This window comes from Streptococcus mitis (assembly GCF_946190275.1).
In the GTDB taxonomy this organism is placed as follows: Bacteria; Bacillota; Bacilli; order Lactobacillales; family Streptococcaceae; genus Streptococcus; species Streptococcus mitis_DC.
Genome location: NZ_CAMHZQ010000002.1, coordinates 147,783 through 169,566, shown reverse-complemented (window position 1 = coordinate 169,566; position 21,784 = coordinate 147,783). Strand labels below are relative to the sequence as shown.

Genomic DNA, 21,784 nt, shown 5'->3' with positions numbered 1-21,784 from the left:
ATAAAAAAATGCAAAAAATATAGATTGAAACCTACTGAAAATCCAGTAGGCTTTTTGCGTTTCTTGGAGGTATCTAATGGCTAAAAAGTTATTAAATATCACTGAGATTGAAGATAGAACCAAGGTTTTAGTAGAGAATCTTAATAAATCGACATTTATTATTGATTTTGTTTCATTGTTTGATATTACTAAAACGACCATAACAAGAGCAAGTAAAGTGGCATCTGATGATTTTATAATAAAAAACAAATTGTATTTTCGTAAAGTTGAAAATCAGCACTTACTTGCTCTGACTGAGATTGATAGAGAGTTGGAGGGTCAGGTTCGTAAATCTAGATTTATTATTACAACAGATTTTCAAGAATTATATGCAAAGGATACACAGACAGGGCTAACTCTAGCAATTTCTTTTAATGATTTGCCAGCTCATTGTGACTTTTTCTTACCTTGGAATGGTATTGAAAAGATTGATTATGACAAGGAAAACCCTGCTGATGTAAAAGCGGCAGAGCGTTTTACCAAACTTTATGATGAACTAATTTCTATCAATCCTGAACTAGCAATCACTGAAACTGATGGTAAATCATTTAATCTATTTTTGATTCGTGTTCTTTTTCTACTATTTGCAGAAGATACAAATATCATCTCCAAGGGAGCTTTCACAAATGTTATTAAGACGAGGACATCCGAAGATGGTTCTGACTTAAATGAGTGTGTTAGAAAACTATTTACTGTTCTAGATATGCCTGAATGTAGTCGTCAGGATTTAGAGTCGTGGTTATTAGATTTTCCCTATGTAAATGGTAAGCTTTTTTCAGAGCCACATCATGACCTTGTTTTCAATAAAAGAACTCGCCAATTACTCATTGAAGCAGGGGAATTGCTAAACTGGAATGAAATCAATCCAGATATTTTGGGCTCAATGATCCAAACGGTGGCAAATGCAGAAGCAAGATCAACATCGGGTATGCACTATACTAGCGTTCCCAATATTATGAAGGTCATCAAACCACTGTTTTTAGATAATTTACGAGCAGCATATACGGAATTAGAAGCACGAGCTGACTACTATATAGGAGGTGGTGACTTTAGCGAGGACCATCGTCGCAAAGAATTGCGACAACTCTTACCCAAGTTAGAAGAGTTACTCACTCGTATGGAATCCATCAAGTTTTTAGACCCTGCTTTTGGTTCTGGAAATTTCCTCATCATTACCTATAAAGAACTGCGTCGTTTAGAGATTAATATCTTAGTCAAACAGCGAGAAATTCGTGAAGCCTTAAATGAAAAAGCTGTTTATCAAGGGGAATTGATTGCTGATGCATCTAAGATTTCTCTATCCCAGTTTTCAGGAATTGAATTGGATGATTTCGCTCATGAAGTAGCAAGGCTATCCTTGTATATAGCGGAACATCAGATGAATGTGGAGATGGAAGAAGCGCTTGCTGATGTCCATCCAAGACTACTCCCCTTAAGAGAAGCTGGGAATATCGTCTGTGGGAATGCCCTAAGAATTGACTGGGAAACTGTTTTGAATGCTGAGGCGGATGACGAAGTTTATATATTTGGGAATCCGCCGTATATAGGTACTAAAGGAAGAAATCATCAAAATGATGAACAAAAAGATGATTTAGCTTATTCAATTTATCCTGTAGAATCTAGAATTCTTGATTATATATTTGGTTGGTTTTACAAAGCGAGTAAATTCATTAAAGGTAAAAATTCAAAGTATGCATTTGTATCTACTAATTCGTTGTTTCAAGGTGAGCAAGCTCCTCTATTTCAAAACCATATTTTAGATAATTTAGAAATTAGTTTTGCATATCCTTCGTTTAAATGGAGTAATAGTGCTAAAAAGAATGCAGGTGTAATAGTTTCTATTGTCGGAATTCAAAATATAAGTTCTGAAAAAAAATTATTGTTTGAAAAAGACAATACGATGATAGTTGAGAATATTAGTGCATTCTTAAAAATTGGAGAAACTGTTGTTGTTTCAAAAAGACGAAATCCTAGTGAAACATTACCATATGAAATGACTATTGGAAGTGCAGAGTATGGAGAAAATAATTTAATACTGACACAAAATGAAAAGGATGAAATTTTAAATAGATTCCCTAACTCAAGAAAATTTATTAGAAGATGTTTGAATGCAACTTCATATATGAATGATAAGAAAATATACGCTTTATGGATAGAGAATAAGCAGAGCTCCGAGGCATTATCAATTCCACCAATAAAAAATCGTATTGAAAAAGTTAGAGAATTTAGAGAGGTTAGTAAAAGAAAAGGGACTCGAAAGGCTCGAGAATTTCCGTGGGCATTTGCTGAAAAACGCTTTGTCCAAGCTGAAAGTATTATATTACCAGTTGTTAATTCTCAGGATAGGCAATATTTACCTGTAAGTTTTTTAGAGGAAGGTATAGTTGCTACTAATGCATTGTGTATTGTATATAATGCACCGATATGGCTAATAGGGATTATTTCATCAAAGATGCATATAGAATGGCTCAAAGAAGTTGGTGGTAGGTTAAAAAATGATTACAGATACGCTCCTGGACTGGTCTATAATACATTCCCACTTCCAGAACTTTCAGAAGCTCGGAAAAGTATGCTTGAGGAAGCTGTTTTTGAAATGCTGGATGTTCGAGAAGAAGAGGGGGGAATCTTGGCTGAGTTGTACGGTGGTGCTAATAAACCGATGAACGAACGTCTTCGTCAAGCACATGAAAAAATTGATGGTATCGTAGAACGTGCCTATCAGCAAAAGCCTTTTGAATCAGATGAAGAACGACTCAGTGTCTTATTGAATCTGTACAAAGAAATGACAGAAAAGGAAGCGAAATGACCTCAAATATATTTGAAATCAATTACAATGGTACAGGTGCTAGTCAATCAAATAATGCACTTGGTATGCGTGAAATGCAGGCACGCGTATATGCTAAGAGAACTTCTCAACACTTATTGATTAAGGCGCCTCCTGCCTCTGGTAAGTCGAGAGCTCTGATGTTTATTGCTCTTGATAAATTACATGCTCAGGGGCTGAAAAAAGCTATTATAGCTGTTCCAGAAAGGTCTATTGGAAAATCGTTTCGTTCAACAAAATTAACAGAATATGGTTTTTACTGGGATTGGGAAGTTCTTCCAAAAAATAATTTGACTGAACAAGGAACCAGCAAAAGTAAGGTAAAACAGTTTGTAGACTTTATGCATTCAGAGTCACCTGACGATAGAGTTTTAATCTGTACGCATGCCACCTTGCGTTTTGCCTTTGAACAGCTAGCTGATAGTGATTTTAATGACGTTCTTTTAGCTATCGATGAATTTCATCATGTATCTCAAGATGATAATTCAGTTTTAGGAAATGCCTTGAGAAACATATTAGCCAATTCAACAGCCCATGTAGTGGCTATGACAGGATCTTATTTCCGTGGAGATTCTGTACCTATTTTGGCACCCGAAGATGAGCAAAAATTTGATAAGGTATCTTATACTTATTATGAACAGTTGGAAGGATACCAATATCTAAAAAGTTTTGCCATGGGTTATAACTTTTATCGTGGTCGTTACACGGATGCTTTGCACGAGGTGCTAGATACAAGCAAGAAAACTATTATTCATATTCCCAATGTAAACTCAGGTGAGTCAACCAAGGATAAGTATGATGAAGTTGACCGAATTTTAGACGAACTAGGGAAAGCTGTTCCAGATCCTAAGACTGGATTATGGTTGGTTACTGAGGAGACAGGTCGTGTATTGAAGGTTGCTGACCTTGTCACAGAGGAAGGTCGTGAAAAAGTGCAGGATTACCTAAACAAGATGACTAGTTTAGACGATCTTGATATCATTATCGCACTTGGTATGGCTAAAGAAGGTTTTGACTGGCCGTATGCTGAGTATGCTTTAACGATTGGTTATCGTCAGTCGCTAACAGAAATTGTTCAGATTATAGGTCGAGTAACACGCGATGGTTCCAATAAGTCGCATGCTCAATTTACCAATCTCATTTCCCAACCAGATGCTCAAGATGATGAAGTTTTCTTTGCTGTGAATAATGTTATGAAGGCTATTACAGCAAGTCTCTTGATGGAGTCTGTTTTAGCACCAAATTTCAAGTTCAAACGCAAAGACCGAGATGACCAGAAATCTTCTGGTGCCGAAATGTTTGTGAAAGGCTTAAAAGAGCCGAGCACTCAAAGAACAAAAGATATCATAGAAAATGACATGAATGACTTACGTGTTAGTATCTTGCAAGAACCGCGTATCCAAACTGCGATTGCTGCAGGAACAGATGCAGAAGTCATTAATAAGCAGATGATTCCAGCTATCATTAAACAAATTTATCCTGACTTAAGTGGTGCTGAAGTTGAAGAAGTTCGGCAACAGTTTATTAGTCAATCGGTTGTTCAATCAGCTGAACGGAAAGAGGGAGTAGGGCAAACAGATTTCCTAAAAATGGCAGATAAATTTGTGAATATTGATGACTTATCCATTGATTTGATTGATCAGATCAATCCTTTCCAGAGAGCTTACGAAGTTATATCACGTGAAATTGATGCTCCGACTTTGCGTCTAATACAAGATTATATGGATGGTCAGAAGATGGAGTTTTCTGAAGAAGAACTTTTAATTCTTTATCCTCAAATTAAGCAATTTTTGAAAGAAAATGGTCGTCATCCAGATAAATCAAGTAACGATAAGTACGAACAGAGACTTGCTTATGCTTTGTTACAATTGTCTCAGATGAAGCTGAAGATGGAGAGCGGTAATGACTGATTTCAAAAACTTAAATGATATTTTTAATGATTCTGATTTTGAACATTTAATAGCTCCTTTAAAACCTAAGAAAAAAATAGTTACAGATCATGAAGTAGAGAAATTTTTGGAAATTATAGATTGGGTGAGAGAAAATAATGGGCAAGAGCCACAAAAGTCTAGAAATATTAAAGAACGAAGTTTATTTTCTCGATTGAATGGTATTAGAAAATCTCCTGATAGCATCCGAAAGTTAGAACCTTATGATGAATTTGGGCTACTAAAAATAGATATAGTTGAGTCCGAGACCCCTATTTCAAGTCCTGCTAGTTTAACAGAAATTTTATCAGATGAATTGTTTGAGTCAGTAAATGGTGCTGAAAAATCTTTATTTGATGTCTCACGTTATAAACGAACGATTCAAGCTCGTGATAAAACACGAACACGTAAACGGATGGGAAATTTTGAAGATTATCAGGGATTATTTATTCGTGTTCATGATGAAATTAGTGAAGGTCGTCGTCAAGTCAGAAAGTCTGATGTGATAAAAGAAAAAGAAATTAAACCTGGTATGTTCTATGTGGATAATGGAGTAATGGTTTATGTTGTTTCTAAAGGAGAAGAGTTCACTGACAAGAATGGCTATACTAATGCTGAACTTCATCTCGTATATGAAAATGGTACAGAAAATAAAAAGGCCTTACTCCGTTCTTTTGTCTCAAATTTACACGATAGAACGCGACATGGACGAATGGTAACTGAATTGATAGAAGATGTGATGAATGGTATTAGTCCAAGTCAACGAATTACAACTGGATATATCTATGTAGTGAAATCCTTGAGTAGCAATCCTCAAATTGCCAATATCAGTAATCTCTATAAAATCGGTTTTACAGAGGATCAAATTACAAAACGGTTAGCAAATGCAGAAAGAGAAGGAACCTATCTTTATGCTCCTGTCCGTTTAGTAGCTAGTTTTGAGGTTCAGAATTTCAGCGCTCGAAAATTAGAAACGACTCTTCATCATTATTTTGTAGACAAGCAGTTAGACATAGAATTAATAGCGCCAAATGGAGAGAGTTTTGTTCCTAAAGAATGGTTTTTAGTATCGCTAGATGAAATCCAAGAAGTTATTGAAAAAATTGGATTTGAAATTAGATTTTGATAAAGAAGTACACTATTTATAAGATTATTTAATATTTAGAGAACACAAAAGAGAAAGAGAGATAAAAAGATAACATGAAAAGAGATAATGGCGATTTGAACTTGTTTAAATTTGTAGGGATTGGGGCTGTATTGTTTTGTCTATTTATCATTATAGGGTCAAGGTTTGTTACTGTTGGTATTGATAGCAAGGAAGAGACTAAAACAGTACAAACAGAAAGCGCAGTAAGTCAAGAGGGCAAGTTACGTACTGATTTACATGATGGTACTATTTTAGGTAAGTTTTGGAATAGTAAAGGGCACTTTGTTGTGGTATATGATGAGGAAACAAAAGTTGCTAAGATTTACCCAGTCAAGGAAAAGGAATGGGTTGAGTATAGAGTAGGGGAAATGTATTAGAAATAAATTAAATATTACTACTTACATTTCAAAACTAGTAGGTGAATTTTCAAAATATCTTCTCTCCTAACTCACTACTATTGGTTAGAATCATTTCCAGTTGACGCAAGCTTAAAAAAACGATATAATAAGAAAGTTGAGAATTGATTTTCACTTGTCTTAGTCCAGAGAAATGGCGGTGCTGCGAGCCATCTAAGCTAGAAAATCATGCTACTCAATCATACAATTGCATAAGAATAAGAGAATGACAAGTTCATTGAATGAAGGTGGTACCGCGGTTTTTCGCCCTTCGTGATATGAGCTTGTCTTTTGGTTTTTGGAGGTGTTGATGAAAACATTTCTTGTCAAACAAAAGTTTCGTCTTGGAGGCGAACGCTTCGCTATCAAGGATGACAGGGGAGAAATCGCCTATCAGGTGGAGGGATCATTTTTTAAGATTCCTAAAATTTTTACTATTTATGACGCTAATGGTGAACAGGTCAGTCAGATCAGTAAAGAAATCTTGACCTTGCTTCCTCGTTTTGAAATTCAACTTCAGGATGGCTCGAGTTTTGTCATTCGCAAGAAGTTGACCTTCTGGAGAGATAAGTATGAGTTTGATAATCTGGGTCTTCGTATCGAGGGCAATATCTGGGATTTGGATTTCAAATTGCTGGATGATCGCAATCAGCTGATTGCGGAAATTAAGAAGGAACTCTTCCATCTGACCTCTACCTATAACGTAACGGTCCTTGAGGACGCTTATGCAGACCTAGTCATTTCCCTCTGTGTCGCGATTGACTATGTGGAAATGCTGGAAAGCCAATCACATTAAACAAGTAAATAAGGAGACAATATGAAACAACTATCTAGTGCACAAGTACGCCAAATGTGGCTTGATTTCTGGGCGACCAAAGGTCACTCAGTAGAACCATCAGTGAGCTTGGTTCCTGTAAATGACCCAACTCTTTTGTGGATCAACTCTGGGGTAGCAACCCTTAAGAAATACTTTGACGGGACCATCATTCCTGAAAATCCACGTATTACCAATGCCCAAAAGGCCATCCGTACCAACGACATCGAAAATGTCGGAAAAACGGCTCGCCACCATACTATGTTTGAAATGTTGGGGAACTTCTCTATCGGTGATTACTTCCGTGACGAAGCCATCACTTGGGCTTATGAGCTTTTGACAAGCCCTGAATGGTTTGATTTCCCAGCTGAGAAACTTTATATGACCTACTATCCAGACGATAAAGATTCTTACAACCGCTGGATTGAAGTGGGAGTGGATCCAAGTCACTTGATTCCAATCGAGGACAACTTCTGGGAAATCGGTGCTGGACCTTCTGGACCTGATACAGAGATTTTCTTTGACCGTGGAGAAGCATTTGACCCAGAAAATATCGGTATTCGCCTGCTTGCAGAAGATATCGAAAACGACCGTTATATCGAAATCTGGAATATCGTTTTGTCACAATTTAACGCAGACCCTGCTGTTCCTCGTAGTGAATACAAGGAATTGCCACACAAGAACATTGATACGGGCGCTGGTTTGGAGCGTTTGGTGGCAGTTATCCAAGGGGCTAAGACTAACTTTGAAACAGACCTCTTCATGCCAATCATTCGTGAAGTGGAGAAATTGTCTGGTAAGGTTTATGACCAAGATGGCGATAACATGAGCTTTAAGGTTATCGCTGACCACATTCGTTCTTTGTCATTTGCCATCGGTGATGGTGCTCTTCCTGGAAATGAAGGACGTGGTTATGTCCTTCGCCGTCTTCTCCGTCGTGCTTCTATGCATGGTCAAAAATTGGGTATCAACGAGCCTTTCCTTTACAAACTCGTTCCAACTGTTGGTAAAATCATGGAAAGCTACTACCCAGAAGTACTTGAAAAACGTGACTTTATCGAAAAAATCGTTAAGAGCGAAGAAGAATCATTTGCTCGTACCCTTCACTCTGGTCAACACTTTGCCCAAGGCATCGTAGCTGACTTGAAAGAAAAAGGTCAATCTGTCATTGCTGGTCAAGATGTCTTTAAACTCTATGACACTTATGGATTCCCCGTAGAGTTGACAGAAGAAATCGCTGAAGAGGCTGGTATGACTGTAGACCGTGAAGGTTTTGAAGCAGCCATGAAAGAACAGCAAGAACGTGCGCGTGCGTCAGCTGTCAAGGGTGGCTCAATGGGTATGCAAAATGAAACCCTTCAAAACATTACTGTAGAAAGTGTCTTCAACTACAATGCTAGCCAATTGTCTTCTAAATTGGTGGCTATCGTGGCTGACAATGCAGAAGTAGAGGCTGTGTCAGAAGGAACTGCCTCACTTATCTTTGCGGAAACGCCATTCTACGCTGAAATGGGTGGACAGGTCGCTGACCACGGACAAATCTTGGATGAGTCAGGTAAGGTTGTGGCTACTGTGACAAATGTTCAAAAAGCACCAAACGGACAAGCTCTTCATACAGTTGAAGTCCTTGCACCACTTACCTTGAACCAAGAATATACCTTGGCAATTGATACTAATCGTCGTCACCGTGTTATGAAAAACCACACTGCGACTCACTTGCTTCACGCTGCCCTTCACAACGTCCTTGGAAACCACGCAACACAAGCAGGCTCTCTTAACGAAGTTGAATTCCTTCGCTTTGACTTTACGCATTTCCAAGCAGTAACTGCTGAGGAACTTCGTGCGATTGAACAGCAAGTCAACGAGAAAATCTGGGAAGCTCTTGAAGTGAAGACAGTTGAAACGGATATTGACACTGCCAAGGAAATGGGAGCTATGGCCCTCTTTGGTGAGAAATACGGTAAGGAAGTTCGTGTTGTTACTATCGGTGACTACTCTATCGAGCTTTGTGGTGGTACCCACGTTGGCAACACTTCTGAAATTGGTCTTTTCAAGATTGTCAAAGAAGAAGGAATCGGCTCAGGAACTCGCCGTATCTTGGCAGTGACTGGTAAGGAAGCCTTTGAAGCCTACCGTGAACAAGAGGACGCTCTTAAAGCTGTCGCAGCAACCTTGAAAGCACCTCAACTTAAAGAAGTACCTCACAAGGTAGAAGGACTTCAAGAACAACTCCGTCAACTTCAAAAAGAAAATGCTGAGTTGAAAGAAAAAGCCGCAGCTGCAGCCGCAGGCGATATCTTCAAGGACGTTAAGGAAGTCAACGGTCACCGTTACATTGCTAGCCAAGTGTCTGTATCTGATGCTGGTGCCCTTCGTACCTTTGCAGATAACTGGAAGCAGAAAGACTACTCTGATCTTCTTGTCCTAGTTGCCGCTATCGGTGACAAAGTCAATGTTCTTGTCGCAAGCAAGACAAAAGACCTTCATGCAGGAAACCTTGTCAAAGAATTGGCACCAATCGTCGATGGACGTGGTGGTGGTAAACCAGACATGGCCATGGCAGGAGGAAGCAACCAAGCTAAAATCCAAGAATTGTTGGATGCAGTAGCAGGTAAATTGTAATCAAGTAATACTCTTCGAAAATCTCTTCAAACAACGTCAGCTTCGCCTTGCCGTAGGTATAGGTAACTGACTTCGTCAGTCTTATCTACAACCTCAAAACTGTGTTTTTAGCAACCTGCGGCTAGCTTCCTAGTTTGCTCTTTGATTTTCATTGAGTATAAAGATCTATCCATTTGGGTAGGTCTTTTTGTAACTACAAAAAAGCCAAATCCGCTTGGATCTGGCTTGATAATTATGAACTATTAGATTGTATTGGCTGCCCAGACACTTACCGAAGCAGCTGAGACTGGGAATTGTCCATAACCTTCCTCATCAATTGTAACTTGACCTAGGTGGTTTCCAAGTAAATCTACAAAGGTTTGGTTAGCCCATTCTTGGCCGACAAACATTGATTTGCTGTTTTCTTGGTCATTTGAGATAAGGACTGCGATTGGGGATTGATGTTCAGCACCTGAACGTACCCAACCGATACAGTTAGGGTCATCAAAGTAGTCATTTTGTTCTCCATAGGCCAAATCTTTTCGGATGGTTAGGAGGCGGTCAAGGACTTCTTTGAAATCTTGTTGAGCATATTGCCCTGAAATCCCATAGTAGTCGCCGTAAAAGACACATGGAAGGCCATTTTGGCGTAACAGAATGAGGGCATAGGCTGCTGGTTTGAACCATTCTTCAACGGTAGACTCAAGGGCTTGTCCTCGTTGGGTATCATGGTTGTCGACAAAAGTCACAGCCTTGTCAGGCTTGAGTTCAACCAAGCTATCTGTGAAAATGCCACGAAGGTCATAGTTGGAACCTGCTCGGCTAGCATCAAAGAGATTCTGGTGGAGACGAACATCGACAAGGTCAAAGCGTTCTTCCGTTTTTTCAAGATAGTCTAGATTGGCTTCCTTATCGGGATTCCAAAATTCACCGAAAACATAGAAATCCTCACCGTATTTTTCCTTCATATCGCGGATAAAATTGCTCATGAAGAAAGAGTCAATGTGCTTAACGGCATCCAAACGGAAACCAGCAATACCAGTCGTCTCCATGAACCAGTCTGCCCAGTCGTAGATATTTTTGATAACTTCAGGATGTTTAAAGTCTAGGTCGGCATACATGAGGTAGTCATAGTTACCGTTTTCGTTATCGACCAATTCCTCGTTGGCCCAGCCCTTATTGTCCCCTTGGATCAGATAAATCCCAGACTTACGGCGTTTGGCATCGTAGTCTGTACCTGTGAAGTGGTACCAGTGCCAGTGGAAGTCATTGTAGGTATCTTGGCGAACATCGAAGGTAAAGCTAGTCCAGCCATTGATGGTGAAGGGTTCTCCAAGTTCAACTGTACGGTCTACAGGATCCACTTCAATAACCTGAAAGGCTTCCATGTGATCGGCTGCAGCCTTGTGATTGAGTACCACATCGGCCATAGGCTGGATTCCCTGTGCTTTTAGGGTTTGAATAGCTTGAAGATAGTCTTCTTTGAAACCATACTTGGTGCGGATAGTACCTTTTTGGTTAAACTCTCCTAGGTCGAATAAGTCATAGACCCCATAGCCGACATCTTTTTCATTGGTTGCCTTAAAAGCTGGTGGCATCCAGACGTGGCTAATCCCCAGATGAGCTAGGTGTGGAGCATCTTCAGCTAGACGCGTCCAGTGCTGACCGTCGTGGGGCAGATACCATTCAAAGTATTGCATGAGTGTTTGATTTTGCATGATGTTTCCTCTTACTTGTCAATCTTGTTCTTTATTCTATCATAAAGTATTGGTTAGCGCCAACGTTTGCATAAGATAGAAGGAAACTATTTTAACTACTTAAAATAAAGTATTGATTTTTTTGTATCAAAGTGCTAGTATAATAGTATGTAATATAGATAAAGATAGGAGTCATCCCATGATTGAATTTCAAAATGTTAGTAAGTTGTATGGTGATAAAGAGGCTTTGAGCAATCTCAATTTGCAGATTGAAAATGGGGAGATTATGGGCTTGATTGGCCATAATGGGGCTGGAAAATCGACCACTATAAAATCCCTAGTCAGTATCATTTCACCCAGCAGTGGTCGTATTTTGGTAGACGGTCAGGAGTTATCGGAAAATCGCTTGGCTATTAAACGAAAGATTGGCTACGTAGCAGACTCGCCTGACTTATTTTTGCGCTTAACGGCCAATGAATTTTGGGAATTGATCGCTTCATCCTATGATCTAACTAGCTCTGACTTGGAGTCTAGTCTAGCTAGGCTATTGAGTGTTTTTGATTTTGCTGAAAATCGTTATCAGGTTATTGAAACTCTTTCTCACGGAATGCGTCAGAAAGTCTTTGTCATCGGAGCACTCTTGTCCGATCCCGATATTTGGGTTTTGGACGAACCCTTGACTGGTTTGGATCCCCAGGCTGCCTTTGATTTGAAGCAAATGATGAAGGAACATGCACAAAAAGGCAAGACGGTCTTGTTTTCAACCCATGTCCTAGAGGTAGCTGAGCAAGTCTGTGATCGGATTGCCATTTTGAAAAAGGGGCATTTGATTTATTGTGGTAGCGTAGAGGACTTGAGAAAAGACCACCCAGACCAGTCTTTGGAAAGTATCTACCTTAGCCTTGCTGGTAGAAAAGAGGAGGTTTCAGATGCGTCTCAAGGTCATTAAAAAATTAGTTGATATCAATATCCTCTATTCATCTCAAGAAGCGAATCTGGCTAACCTACGAAAGAAGCAGGCTAAGAATCCTGGGAAAAAAGTAAATGTTTCCGCTAGAGTCCTAAGTTCTTACATTTTTTCTAGTCTCTTGATGCTATTAATGTTTATAAATATAGCCTTTCGTTTTCCTTTTGAGGAAATGCCAAGTTTTTTTAGTACCATGGTTGCTATTTTACTGGTGCTTGCCTTTTCAACTTCTTTCACTGCATTTTACAATGTCTTTTATGAGAGTAAGGACTTGGCATCGTATAGGCCCTATGCCTTTAAAGAATCAGAGATTATAATTGCTAAAGGACTGTCTGTTCTCTTGCCAGCTCTAGCTGGAATTGTACCAATCCTAGCTTATTTTCTAGTCCTCTATATTAGGCTAGCTCCTTCTCTTTGGCTGGGTTTGCCTTTGATGCTGCTGTCCTTGGCCTTATTATTTGTCTCTATTACTTTAGTGATGGTAGTGACAGTACATTTCTTGGCTCAGACTACGGTCTTCAGAAAGTATCAGTCTATTTTTGCGAATGTGATGATTGGGATAGGAGTTCTCATACCTTTAATATTTGTCCTCTTTCTACAGTCGACTTTTGGAAGTATTGTTGACAAAGTTAGAGACATTCCATTTCTCCTTTATCCTCTTCATATCTTTTACAAAATAGCAGTGGCTCCTTTTTCGACAGAAGCCATACTGGGTCTACTCGCTTGGATAGGACTAACTCTCTTCCTACTTTACCTGACCAAAAAGAAGGTTCTTCCTCATTTTTATGACGTGATTCTGCTTAACAGTGAGGAGAAGGTCAAGAAAGAACGTCGCAGTAAGGAGAGAATTTCAACTACTAATAAAAAGGGCTTTTTCCGTATGGTTTTACGCTACCACCTCACCCTCTTGGGACAGGGAACTGGCGTGATTACAGTGCTTTTTACAAGTGCTTTTCTTCCTTATCTCATGATGATCGGTCTGATTTCCAAAATTCGAGATTCTCAGATAGTTCCAGACATTCATCCTCCATACTGGTTACCCTTGTTTTTTATAGCTCTCTTTATAGCAGTTGTCAATAACAATATCACCAGCCTGCATTCAATTGCCTTGTCCTTGGAGAGGGAAAATGTTGATTTTCTTAAGAGTTTACCCTTTGACTTTGCTCGTTATGTGAAAGTGAAATTTTGGATTATATTTGCTGTCCAGTCCTTTTTACCAGTTCTGACTTTACTTGGCCTTTCTCTATATCTAGGCTTGCCCATCCTTTCGATGATTTACCTTCTTGTGGCATGGATCCTTGCCAGTGTCATCCTTTCTTGCCACCATTACTTTAAGGACGTGAAAAATCTGTCAACCAATTGGAGTAGCATTACGGACTTGGTGAACCGTTCAAATCGTATAGTAGCAATTGTTTTGATTTTGGTTTATAGTGCAATCTTAATGGCCCTTGTAATAGGGAGCATATTCTTGGTTCGGTCTCTCTCCCCTGTCCTTGCCATCAGCTTGGGAGTAGGAGTTCTTATCCTCTTGCTTGCTCTTGCTATTTTTGGCTATCATTACTACCTGTCACGGATATTGGTAGAGATAGAAAAAAGATGAAATAGTTGCTCTCTTGCTTGATAAATTCAATTCGACAAACGCTTTTATAGTTTGTTAGAATGTAGTTGTAAATTATTAAGATTGGTAATCAAAAATATATAGGGAGGAATGTTTTGAATAAGAAATATAACATAGTTCTATCTTTGTTGTTTATAGTTTATTTATTTGGATATTTTTCAATTTCAAAAACGTTAATTCCTATAATGTGTCTTTTTCAAGTATTTTTGATAGAACATATATTTAAAGTTCGAAATAGAATAATGCAGATAGGTGAAATTATAATTATTGTTGCTTCTATGATATTATTTATTGATAGCATATTGAGTTTGTAACAAAAGGCTTCTCTATAGAATCAAATTTTCCAGATACCTGCTGAAGCTGATTTATATCCTCATATTTCTTCTACTATATTCGTCACTAAATTTGATAGACATATTGCAGGTACAGCCTCTCTAGCTACAATCTCAAAGTTAATCTGAGGCTTGTTTCTTAGTTTGCTCTTTGATTTTCATTGATAAAAAGAAATGCTCCTCCAAGACTGAAGAGCATTTTTTATTGTGATTTTGATTCGGTTTCTGCCGATTCTGGATGGAGTTCTTGGTAACTTGGTGCCTTGAAAAGGTCAGCACTGGTTTTACCTTGTCGTTGGCTAAAGAGACTGGTTGATTGACTACCTTTTTCCTGCTCAATCTTTTGCAGAATTGGTAAAGAATTGAGGTAAGAAATACTTTCTGTATCAACTTTTCCAAGATGATCTGCTTGGTAGAAACGTATCAAATCGCCAGTTTGAATCTGATCGCTGATTTTTAGCTGTTGACTAGCTGCTTGACGTACAATTTCTAGTTCAGTCTGAGCTTGTTCATCAAGATTGCTGATTTCAAGACCGCTCTCAGTATAGTAGGTTCGTCCGTCATAACTGGTATATTTTGGTGTGACAAAGGAATTAGCAGTTCGAAAGGCAACGATTTCTTGGTGGTCTGGTGATAGGAGGTCTTGGCCGACTTGAAGGAAGGAATTGGATTCGATACCAAGGAGGTGTTCGAGAGTCGGTAAGATATCGATTTGCCCACCGTAGGTATTGATAATTTGTCCTTTTTCATAGCCAGGCATGACCACCATAAAAGGTACTCGTTGCAACATGGCATTGTCGTAATTCGACCAGTTCTCAGAAGTCTTGCCAATCAATGGCGCCAGGTCAGGATTGCGGGAGTTAGAAATTCCATAATGGTCTCCGTAGATGACGATGATGGATTTTTCATAGAGGCCACTTTCTTTGAGATAGTCAAAGAAGGCCTTGATGGTACTATCCAGATAGTTAGCTGTTTGGAAATAGCCGTTGATTGTTTCATCTTTGGTTTTAGCCAGTGGGAAACCAAGCTCATCGCCTGTCAGATTGCTAGCATAGGGATAGTGATTGGACACCGTGATATACTTAGCATAAAAAGGTTGCTGTAAATGCTCCAGATACTGAATAGAATCCTTCATCATGATTTTATCATTTAAACCATATTGGAAAGAATTGCTACTGTCTTGCTTGGTAAAATAGGAAGCATCAAAGAAGTATTGGTAGCCCCATTGTTTATAGGTCGTATTTCGATTCCAGAAGGTCCCGATATTACCGTGAAAGACAGCACTCGATTGATAGCCATTTTTTGTTAGGATAAAAGGCGCTGCCTGCTGGGTATTGGTACCTCCATAGTTAACCATAAAGGAACCTTGATCAAGTCCAAACAAACCGGTCTCTAGCATGGTTTCTGCATCTGAGGTCTTACCAGCCTTGACTTGGTTAAAGATATTCGAAAAGGCTAGGGTTGATTGCGAATGGTAGAGGGAATTAAGGAAGGGAGTGACTTCATGCTCAGTTCCATCTATGTTGAGTTTATAGTCAAGCAGGAACTGTTGGAAACTCTCCAAGTGGAGATAAATCACATTTTTTCCTTTGGCCAAGCCAAAATAGTCTGGATTAGGCTTAGCCGAATGTTCTTGAATATAATCTGTAATAGGTTGAAGGTCGGTCTCAGAGGCCTTAGCACGTTCTTTGTTGGCGCTATAGGATTGGTTGGCACTATAGCCTAAAAAGGCTGGCAAACTAAGGGCACGAACAACATAATAATTAGAAAATCCTCGTGATAGGAGATCGGGACGCTCAATTTCAGCCAAGAAAAGATTAGCTGAAAAGAGCAGGGCTGAGAGAGCAGTGATAGCAACACTGGAGCGGAATTTGAAGGGTCTCCTATCCAGCTGGATGAATTTTTTATAGAAAAGGAAAGCTAGCAATGGGAAATCCATAAAATAGATGAAATCCCAAGGACGCAGTAACTCTAGTTCTGCAGTGCCGACAGACACCTTGCTGACCACCTTCATGGTATTGGCCGTGATAAAGTCACTAAATTCTCGATAGTAAAAGACATTGGAATAGAGCCAAATGAATAAAAGGCTATAAATAGCTATACTCAGACCATAAAAGATCTTGGTTGAGCGAGCATAGAGGGCTAGAGCCAGCAGGAGTAGTCCTAGAGGAAGGGGGTTGAAAAAGGCGATAAAGGCAAGGTAATTTCCCTGCAACTTACCTACTTGAATATCTAAATTAAAGTCAACGGTATAGGCTAATAAGGTTTTGAGCCAATAGAGGATTAAAAGGGTTAGGACAAAACCCAGTCTGGTACCCATGGCTTTTTGGATTTTGTTAAAATTAATTCTCACACATTTACTTCCTAATTTTTTATTAGTATTAGTATACCATTTTTTAAAAGAAGAGTAAAAAAGCAAGGGTAGTTTCTTTTTTGAGAATTGTCTAAAAGTTTGATATAATGGTAGTTATGAATAGAATAAGAGTTAGCAAAAGGGTTGAAAAGAAGCTCGCTAAGGGGCTGGTTTTACTAGAAGCCAGTGATCTTGAGAATGTCAATCTTAAGGATCAGGAAGTAGAAGTGCAGAGTCAGGAAGGAACCTTTCTTGGTACTGCCTACCTTTCTCAGCAAAACAAGGGCTTGGGCTGGTTTGTTAGTAAGGACAAGGTGGCTTTCAATCAAGCTTTCTTTGAAACGCTGTTTAGACAATCTAAAGAAAAGAGAAGCGCCTACTATCAAGATGATTTGACAACTGCCTTTCGTCTCTTCAACCAAGAGGGAGATGGCTTTGGCGGTCTGACAGTGGACCTTTATGGCGACTATGCTGTCTTTTCTTGGTATAACTCTTATGTTTATCAGATTCGTCAGACCATCTCAGAAGCCTTTAGACAGGTTTTTCCTGAGGTGTTAGGGGCCTATGAGAAGATTCGCTTTAAGGGTCTAGACTATGAATCTGCCCATGTTTATGGTCAAGAAGCACCTGACTTTTTCACTGTTCTGGAAAATGGTGTCTTGTATCAGGTCTTCATGAATGATGGCTTGATGACAGGTATTTTCTTAGACCAGCATGAGGTTCGTGGTAGTTTAGTTGACGGCTTGGCTATGGGCAAATCTTTGCTCAATATGTTTTCTTATACAGCAGCCTTTTCAGTAGCTGCGGCCATGGGAGGAGCAAGTCAGACAACTTCGGTTGATCTAGCCAAACGTTCACGAGAATTGTCTCAAGCGCATTTTAAGGCAAATGGGATCAGCACAGATGCCCATCGTTTTATAGTCATGGACGTCTTTGAGTATTTCAAGTATGCCAAGCGAAAAGGCTTGACCTACGATGTGATTGTCCTAGATCCGCCTAGCTTTGCTCGGAACAAAAAACAGACCTTCTCTGTGGCTAAGGATTATCACAAGTTGATTTCCCAGAGTCTTGAGATTTTAAATCCGGGAGGGATTATCATTGCCAGTACTAATGCTGCCAATGTTTCCCGTCAGAAATTTACAGAACAAATTGATAAAGGCTTTGCAGGAAGAAGTTACCAGATTTTAAACAAATACGGTCTTCCAGCAGATTTCGCCTATAATAAAAAAGATGAAAGTAGTAATTACCTCAAGGTGATTAGTATGAAGGTTAGTAAATGAAATTAATCGTTTCAGTAATGCCAAGAAGTTTAGAGGAGGCTCAGGCACTGGATGCCACGAGGTATCTGGATGCCGACATCATTGAATGGCGGGCCGACTATCTGCCTAAGGAAGCGATTTTGCAGGTGGCTCCAGCTATTTTTGAAAAATTCGCAGGTCGTGAGTTGGTTTTCACTTTGCGAACTCGTGATGAAGGGGGAGAAATTGAACTTTCTCCGGAAGAATATATCCATCTCATCAAGGAAGTGGCGCAACTCTATCAACCAGACTATATTGATTTTGAGTACTACAGCTACAAGGATGTTTTTGAGGAAATGCTGGACTTCCCAAATCTCGTTTTGAGTTACCACAATTTCCAAGAAACGCCTGAAAATATGATGGAAATCTTGTCAGAGCTGACGAGCCTAAATCCAAAACTTGTTAAGGTTGCGGCTATGGCTCACACGGAGCAGGATGTCTTAGACTTGATGAACTATACACGAGGCTTTAAAACCCTCAATCCTGAACAGGAATATGTGACTATTTCTATGGGCAAGGTGGGCAAGGTATCTCGTATCACTGCGGATGTGACGGGTTCTAGCTGGTCCTTTGCCAGTCTAGATGAGGCTAGTGCTCCTGGTCAGATTTCTCTAGCTAGCATGAAAAAAATCAGGGAGATTTTGGATGAAGCTTGATGGCTATACACGTTTAACTGCAGTTGTTGCCAATCCTATTAAGCATTCTATTTCTCCCTTCATCCACAATAGAGCCTTCGAGGCGACAGCTACCAACGGTGCTTATGTGGCTTGGGAGATTGAAGCGAGTGACTTGGCAGAAACAGTGGTCAATATTCGTCGCTACCAGATGTTTGGTATCAACCTGTCCATGCCCTATAAGGAGCAGGTGATTCCTTATTTGGATGAGCTGAGCGATGAAGCGCGCTTGATTGGTGCAGTTAATACGGTTGTCAATGAGAATGGCAATTTAATTGGATATAATACAGATGGCAAGGGATTTTTTAAGAGCTTGCCTTCTTTTACAATTACAGGTAAGAAGATGACCCTGCTGGGTGCAGGTGGTGCGGCCAAGTCCATTTTGGCACAAGCTATTTTGGACGGCGTCAGTCAGATTTCAGTCTTTGTTCGTTCAGTTTCCATGGGAAAAACAAGACCTTACCTAGACAAGTTACAGGAGCAGACAAGCTTTAAGGTGGACTTGTATGCTTTAGAAGATGTTTCTGAACTGCAAGCAAGGATTGCTGAGTCGGATTTACTTGTCAATGCGACAAGTGTAGGAATGGACGGTCAATCATCTCCAGTTCCTGAAAGCATTGTCCTACCAGAAACTCTCTTAGTAGCAGATATCATTTACCAACCCTTTGAAACACCATTTTTAAAATGGGCTAGAAGTCAGGGCAATCCAGCCGTCAATGGTCTGGGGATGTTGCTCTATCAAGCTGCAGAAGCTTTTCAACTGTGGACAGGCAAGGAAATGCCGACAGAAGAAATTTGGCAGTCTTTAACAGAAAAATACCAATAAAGAAAAGGAGATTCTCCTATGAAAATCAGAATCGATATTCCTCATCATCCTTATGATATTCAGATTGAAAAAGGTTGTCTGGCTCAGGCTGGCCAATGGTTGCGAGAACTCTGGCAACCACAAAAGGTAGTCATTGTGACAGATAACCATGTAGCTTCTCTTTATGCAGAGAAGGTCAAGCTCAGCCTAGAAGATGCTGGTTTTCAGGTAGCAGTTTTTGACTTTTTAGAAGGCGAAGAAAGAAAGAATTTAACTACTGTTCAGAAAGTCTATGAATTTTTAGTCAAGCAAGGTCTGACTCGTAGCGATGGAATCGTGGCTCTTGGTGGCGGTGTCGTTGGGGACTTGGCTGGTTTTGTAGCCTCTACCTATATGCGGGGCATTCACTTTGTTCAGATTCCGACTAGTTTGACTGCCCAGGTGGATTCTTCAATCGGTGGAAAGACGGGCGTCAATACTCCATTTGCCAAGAATATGGTGGGTACCTTTGCCCAGCCAGATGGGGTTCTGATTGACCCACTTGTTCTTGAAACCCTCGGAAAAAGAGAGTTGATTGAAGGAATGGGTGAAGTTATCAAGTATGGCTTGATTGAGGATCCAGAACTTTGGGCTCTCTTGACGGAGCTGGATGGTTCTGTTGAGAGCATTTTGGAACATGCAGAGACCTTGATTGAACATTCTTGTCAGGTCAAGCGTAAGATGGTAGTTGAGGATGAGCTGGACAATGGTGTACGCCTTTACCTCAATTTTGGCCACACTATTGGTCATGCTATTGAAGCGACTGCCGGTTATGGCAAGGTCATGCATGGAGAGGCTGTAGCCATGGGAATGGTGCAGATTTCCAAGGTTGCTGAGGAAAAGGGACTCATGCCAGCTGGCATTACGCAATCTATCACAAAGATGTGTCAGAAATTTGGACTACCTGTTGACTATGAAAACTGGGATGTTGACAAGCTTTATCAGGCTTTGACACATGACAAGAAGGCGCGTGGCAATACCTTGAAATTGGTCTTGGTTCCAGAGCTTGGCTCAGCGACCATTCACCCAGTTTCTCTGGAAGAGATGAAAGACTACTTGGTAAAATAAGGAGAGTGTATGAGATATTTAACTGCAGGAGAATCACACGGTCCCCGTCTGACGGCTATCATTGAAGGAATTCCAGCTGGACTTCCTTTGACAGCAAAGGACATTAATGAGGATTTGAAACGTCGTCAGGGTGGCTACGGCCGCGGTGGTCGTATGAAGATTGAGAGCGACCAAGTTATCTTTACTTCGGGTGTTCGCCATGGGAAGACTACTGGGGCTCCCATTACCATGGATGTCGTCAATAAGGACCATCAGAAATGGCTGGATATCATGTCTGCGGAGGACATTGAAGAGCGACTTAAAAGCAAACGGAAAATCACCCATCCACGTCCAGGACATGCCGATTTGGTTGGGGGCATCAAGTACCGTTTTGATGATTTACGTAATTCCTTGGAGCGCTCATCAGCTCGTGAAACCACCATGCGGGTGGCAGTTGGGGCAGTAGCCAAACGCCTCTTGGCTGAGCTGAATATGGAGATTGCCAATCATGTCGTGGTCTTTGGTGGCAAGGAAATCGATGTTCCTGAGAATCTCACAGTTTCTGAGATTAAGGAGAGAGCTGCCCAGTCTGAAGTTTCTATTGTCAACCAAGAAAGAGAACAGGAAATCAAGGACTATATTGACCAAATCAAACGTGACGGTGATACCATCGGTGGGGTTGTGGAGACAGTCGTTGGAGGTGTTCCAGTTGGTCTTGGTTCCTATGTCCAATGGGACAGAAAATTGGATGCAAGATTGGCTCAAGCAGTTGTCTCTATCAATGCCTTTAAAGGGGTGGAATTTGGTCTTGGATTTGAAGCTGGTTATCGTAAAGGCAGCCAAGTCATGGATGAAATTCTCTGGTCTAAAGAAGATGGCTATACTCGCCGTACCAACAATCTTGGCGGTTTTGAAGGTGGTATGACTAATGGGCAACCGATTGTTGTTCGTGGAGTTATGAAGCCCATTCCTACTCTTTATAAGCCTCTTATGAGTGTGGATATCGAAACCCACGAACCTTACAAGGCAACTGTTGAAAGAAGTGATCCGACCGCCCTTCCAGCTGCAGGAGTGGTCATGGAAGCCGTTGTGGCAACGGTTCTGGCACAAGAAATCCTCGAAAAATTCTCATCAGATAATCTAGAGGAACTAAAAGAAGCGGTAGCCCAACACCGAAACTATACAAAGAACTATTAAGGAGTTCCT

16 protein-coding genes are annotated in these 21,784 nt (G+C 40.2%); 14 read left to right on the top strand and 2 right to left on the bottom strand.

All coding sequences use genetic code 11. From position 1 onward, the window contains the following. Nucleotides 1–76: 76 nt before the first annotated feature. The 6 genes from N8M20_RS02265 (at nucleotide 77) to alaS (ending at nucleotide 9,769) form a co-directional block, all read left to right on the top strand. Complete coding sequence (locus N8M20_RS02265; RefSeq protein WP_261078930.1) at nucleotides 77–2,845, top strand: class I SAM-dependent DNA methyltransferase; 2,769 nt, start codon at nucleotides 77–79, stop codon at nucleotides 2,843–2,845. After that, nucleotides 2,842–4,773 carry a DEAD/DEAH box helicase gene (locus tag N8M20_RS02260; RefSeq protein ID WP_261078929.1) on the top strand — a complete coding sequence of 644 codons (1,932 nt, stop codon included), beginning with the start codon at nucleotides 2,842–2,844 and terminating at the stop codon, nucleotides 4,771–4,773. The genes N8M20_RS02265 and N8M20_RS02260 overlap by 4 nt, the downstream gene beginning before the upstream one ends. Then, nucleotides 4,766–5,917: a GIY-YIG nuclease family protein gene (locus N8M20_RS02255; RefSeq protein WP_261078928.1), complete on the top strand. Its 1,152-nt coding sequence runs from the start codon at nucleotides 4,766–4,768 to the stop codon at nucleotides 5,915–5,917. Before N8M20_RS02260 ends, N8M20_RS02255 begins: the two co-directional genes overlap by 8 nt. Before the next feature lie 74 nt (nucleotides 5,918–5,991). After that, the gene (locus tag N8M20_RS02250) at nucleotides 5,992–6,315 is read left to right on the top strand and encodes a hypothetical protein (RefSeq protein WP_049539722.1); all 324 of its coding nucleotides are present in this window, start codon (nucleotides 5,992–5,994) and stop codon (nucleotides 6,313–6,315) included. Nucleotides 6,316–6,643: 328 nt separating this feature from the next. Beyond that, nucleotides 6,644–7,129 (top strand): LURP-one-related/scramblase family protein, encoded by a 486-nt coding sequence (locus N8M20_RS02245; protein WP_261078927.1) that lies wholly within the window; start codon nucleotides 6,644–6,646, stop codon nucleotides 7,127–7,129. 21 nt (nucleotides 7,130–7,150) lie between these two features. Further along, entirely contained in the window at nucleotides 7,151–9,769 is a 2,619-nt protein-coding gene (gene alaS, locus N8M20_RS02240; protein WP_261078926.1) for an alanine--tRNA ligase, read from the top strand. 242 nt (nucleotides 9,770–10,011) lie between these two features. Here alaS and N8M20_RS02235 read toward each other — a convergent pair whose 3' ends face one another. After that, nucleotides 10,012–11,466, bottom strand: a complete 1,455-nt coding sequence (locus tag N8M20_RS02235; RefSeq protein ID WP_261078925.1) for an alpha-amylase — start codon at nucleotides 11,464–11,466, stop codon at nucleotides 10,012–10,014. Nucleotides 11,467–11,644: 178 nt separating this feature from the next. On the opposite strand from N8M20_RS02235, the gene N8M20_RS02230 reads away from it, so the two are divergent. From N8M20_RS02230 to N8M20_RS10540, 3 genes are all read left to right on the top strand, one after another. Further along, a complete protein-coding gene (locus tag N8M20_RS02230) occupies nucleotides 11,645–12,394 on the top strand; it encodes an ABC transporter ATP-binding protein (RefSeq protein ID WP_261078924.1) in 750 nt (249 codons plus the stop codon). Further along, a complete protein-coding gene (locus N8M20_RS02225; protein ID WP_261078923.1) occupies nucleotides 12,375–14,012 on the top strand; it encodes a hypothetical protein in 1,638 nt (545 codons plus the stop codon). The genes N8M20_RS02230 and N8M20_RS02225 overlap by 20 nt, the downstream gene beginning before the upstream one ends. 71 nt (nucleotides 14,013–14,083) lie before the next feature. Continuing rightward, the gene (locus tag N8M20_RS10540) at nucleotides 14,084–14,344 is read left to right on the top strand and encodes a hypothetical protein (RefSeq protein ID WP_314726168.1); all 261 of its coding nucleotides are present in this window, start codon (nucleotides 14,084–14,086) and stop codon (nucleotides 14,342–14,344) included. A gap of 220 nt (nucleotides 14,345–14,564) precedes the next feature. Here N8M20_RS10540 and N8M20_RS02220 read toward each other — a convergent pair whose 3' ends face one another. Then, entirely contained in the window at nucleotides 14,565–16,682 is a 2,118-nt protein-coding gene (locus tag N8M20_RS02220; protein WP_261078949.1) for an LTA synthase family protein, read from the bottom strand. Between the two features lie 149 nt (nucleotides 16,683–16,831). Between N8M20_RS02220 and N8M20_RS02215 the strand changes: the two genes are divergently transcribed. The 5 genes from N8M20_RS02215 to aroC are packed head-to-tail and all read left to right on the top strand — an operon-like array spanning nucleotide 16,832 to nucleotide 21,775. After that, the gene (locus N8M20_RS02215) at nucleotides 16,832–17,995 is read left to right on the top strand and encodes a class I SAM-dependent rRNA methyltransferase (RefSeq protein ID WP_261078922.1); all 1,164 of its coding nucleotides are present in this window, start codon (nucleotides 16,832–16,834) and stop codon (nucleotides 17,993–17,995) included. After that, complete coding sequence (gene aroD, locus N8M20_RS02210; RefSeq protein ID WP_261078920.1) at nucleotides 17,992–18,669, top strand: type I 3-dehydroquinate dehydratase; 678 nt, start codon at nucleotides 17,992–17,994, stop codon at nucleotides 18,667–18,669. The genes N8M20_RS02215 and aroD overlap by 4 nt, the downstream gene beginning before the upstream one ends. Then, the gene (locus tag N8M20_RS02205; protein ID WP_261078919.1) at nucleotides 18,659–19,513 is read left to right on the top strand and encodes a shikimate dehydrogenase; all 855 of its coding nucleotides are present in this window, start codon (nucleotides 18,659–18,661) and stop codon (nucleotides 19,511–19,513) included. Before aroD ends, N8M20_RS02205 begins: the two co-directional genes overlap by 11 nt. An 18-nt stretch (nucleotides 19,514–19,531) precedes the next feature. Beyond that, entirely contained in the window at nucleotides 19,532–20,599 is a 1,068-nt protein-coding gene (aroB, locus tag N8M20_RS02200; RefSeq protein ID WP_261078918.1) for a 3-dehydroquinate synthase, read from the top strand. A 9-nt stretch (nucleotides 20,600–20,608) separates the two neighbouring features. Further along, the gene (aroC, locus tag N8M20_RS02195; RefSeq protein WP_261078917.1) at nucleotides 20,609–21,775 is read left to right on the top strand and encodes a chorismate synthase; all 1,167 of its coding nucleotides are present in this window, start codon (nucleotides 20,609–20,611) and stop codon (nucleotides 21,773–21,775) included. Nucleotides 21,776–21,784: the final 9 nt, after the last annotated feature.

Bases quoted from the DNA above. Each gene is read 5' to 3' on its own strand.
- N8M20_RS02245 (WP_261078927.1), top strand. From the start codon at position 6,644: ATGAAAACATTTCTTGTCAAACAAAAGTTTCGTCTTGGAGGCGAACGC.
- N8M20_RS02215 (WP_261078922.1), top strand. From the start codon at position 16,832: ATGAATAGAATAAGAGTTAGCAAAAGGGTTGAAAAGAAGCTCGCTAAG.
- N8M20_RS02220 (WP_261078949.1), bottom strand. From the start codon at position 16,682: ATGGGTACCAGACTGGGTTTTGTCCTAACCCTTTTAATCCTCTATTGG.
- N8M20_RS02250 (WP_049539722.1), top strand. From the start codon at position 5,992: ATGAAAAGAGATAATGGCGATTTGAACTTGTTTAAATTTGTAGGGATT.
- N8M20_RS02205 (WP_261078919.1), top strand. From the start codon at position 18,659: ATGAAGCTTGATGGCTATACACGTTTAACTGCAGTTGTTGCCAATCCT.
- aroB (WP_261078918.1), top strand. From the start codon at position 19,532: ATGAAAATCAGAATCGATATTCCTCATCATCCTTATGATATTCAGATT.
- aroD (WP_261078920.1), top strand. From the start codon at position 17,992: ATGAAATTAATCGTTTCAGTAATGCCAAGAAGTTTAGAGGAGGCTCAG.
- N8M20_RS02225 (WP_261078923.1), top strand. From the start codon at position 12,375: ATGCGTCTCAAGGTCATTAAAAAATTAGTTGATATCAATATCCTCTAT.
- N8M20_RS02235 (WP_261078925.1), bottom strand. From the start codon at position 11,466: ATGCAAAATCAAACACTCATGCAATACTTTGAATGGTATCTGCCCCAC.
- alaS (WP_261078926.1), top strand. From the start codon at position 7,151: ATGAAACAACTATCTAGTGCACAAGTACGCCAAATGTGGCTTGATTTC.
- N8M20_RS02260 (WP_261078929.1), top strand. From the start codon at position 2,842: ATGACCTCAAATATATTTGAAATCAATTACAATGGTACAGGTGCTAGT.
- N8M20_RS02230 (WP_261078924.1), top strand. From the start codon at position 11,645: ATGATTGAATTTCAAAATGTTAGTAAGTTGTATGGTGATAAAGAGGCT.
- N8M20_RS02255 (WP_261078928.1), top strand. From the start codon at position 4,766: ATGACTGATTTCAAAAACTTAAATGATATTTTTAATGATTCTGATTTT.
- aroC (WP_261078917.1), top strand. From the start codon at position 20,609: ATGAGATATTTAACTGCAGGAGAATCACACGGTCCCCGTCTGACGGCT.
- N8M20_RS02265 (WP_261078930.1), top strand. From the start codon at position 77: ATGGCTAAAAAGTTATTAAATATCACTGAGATTGAAGATAGAACCAAG.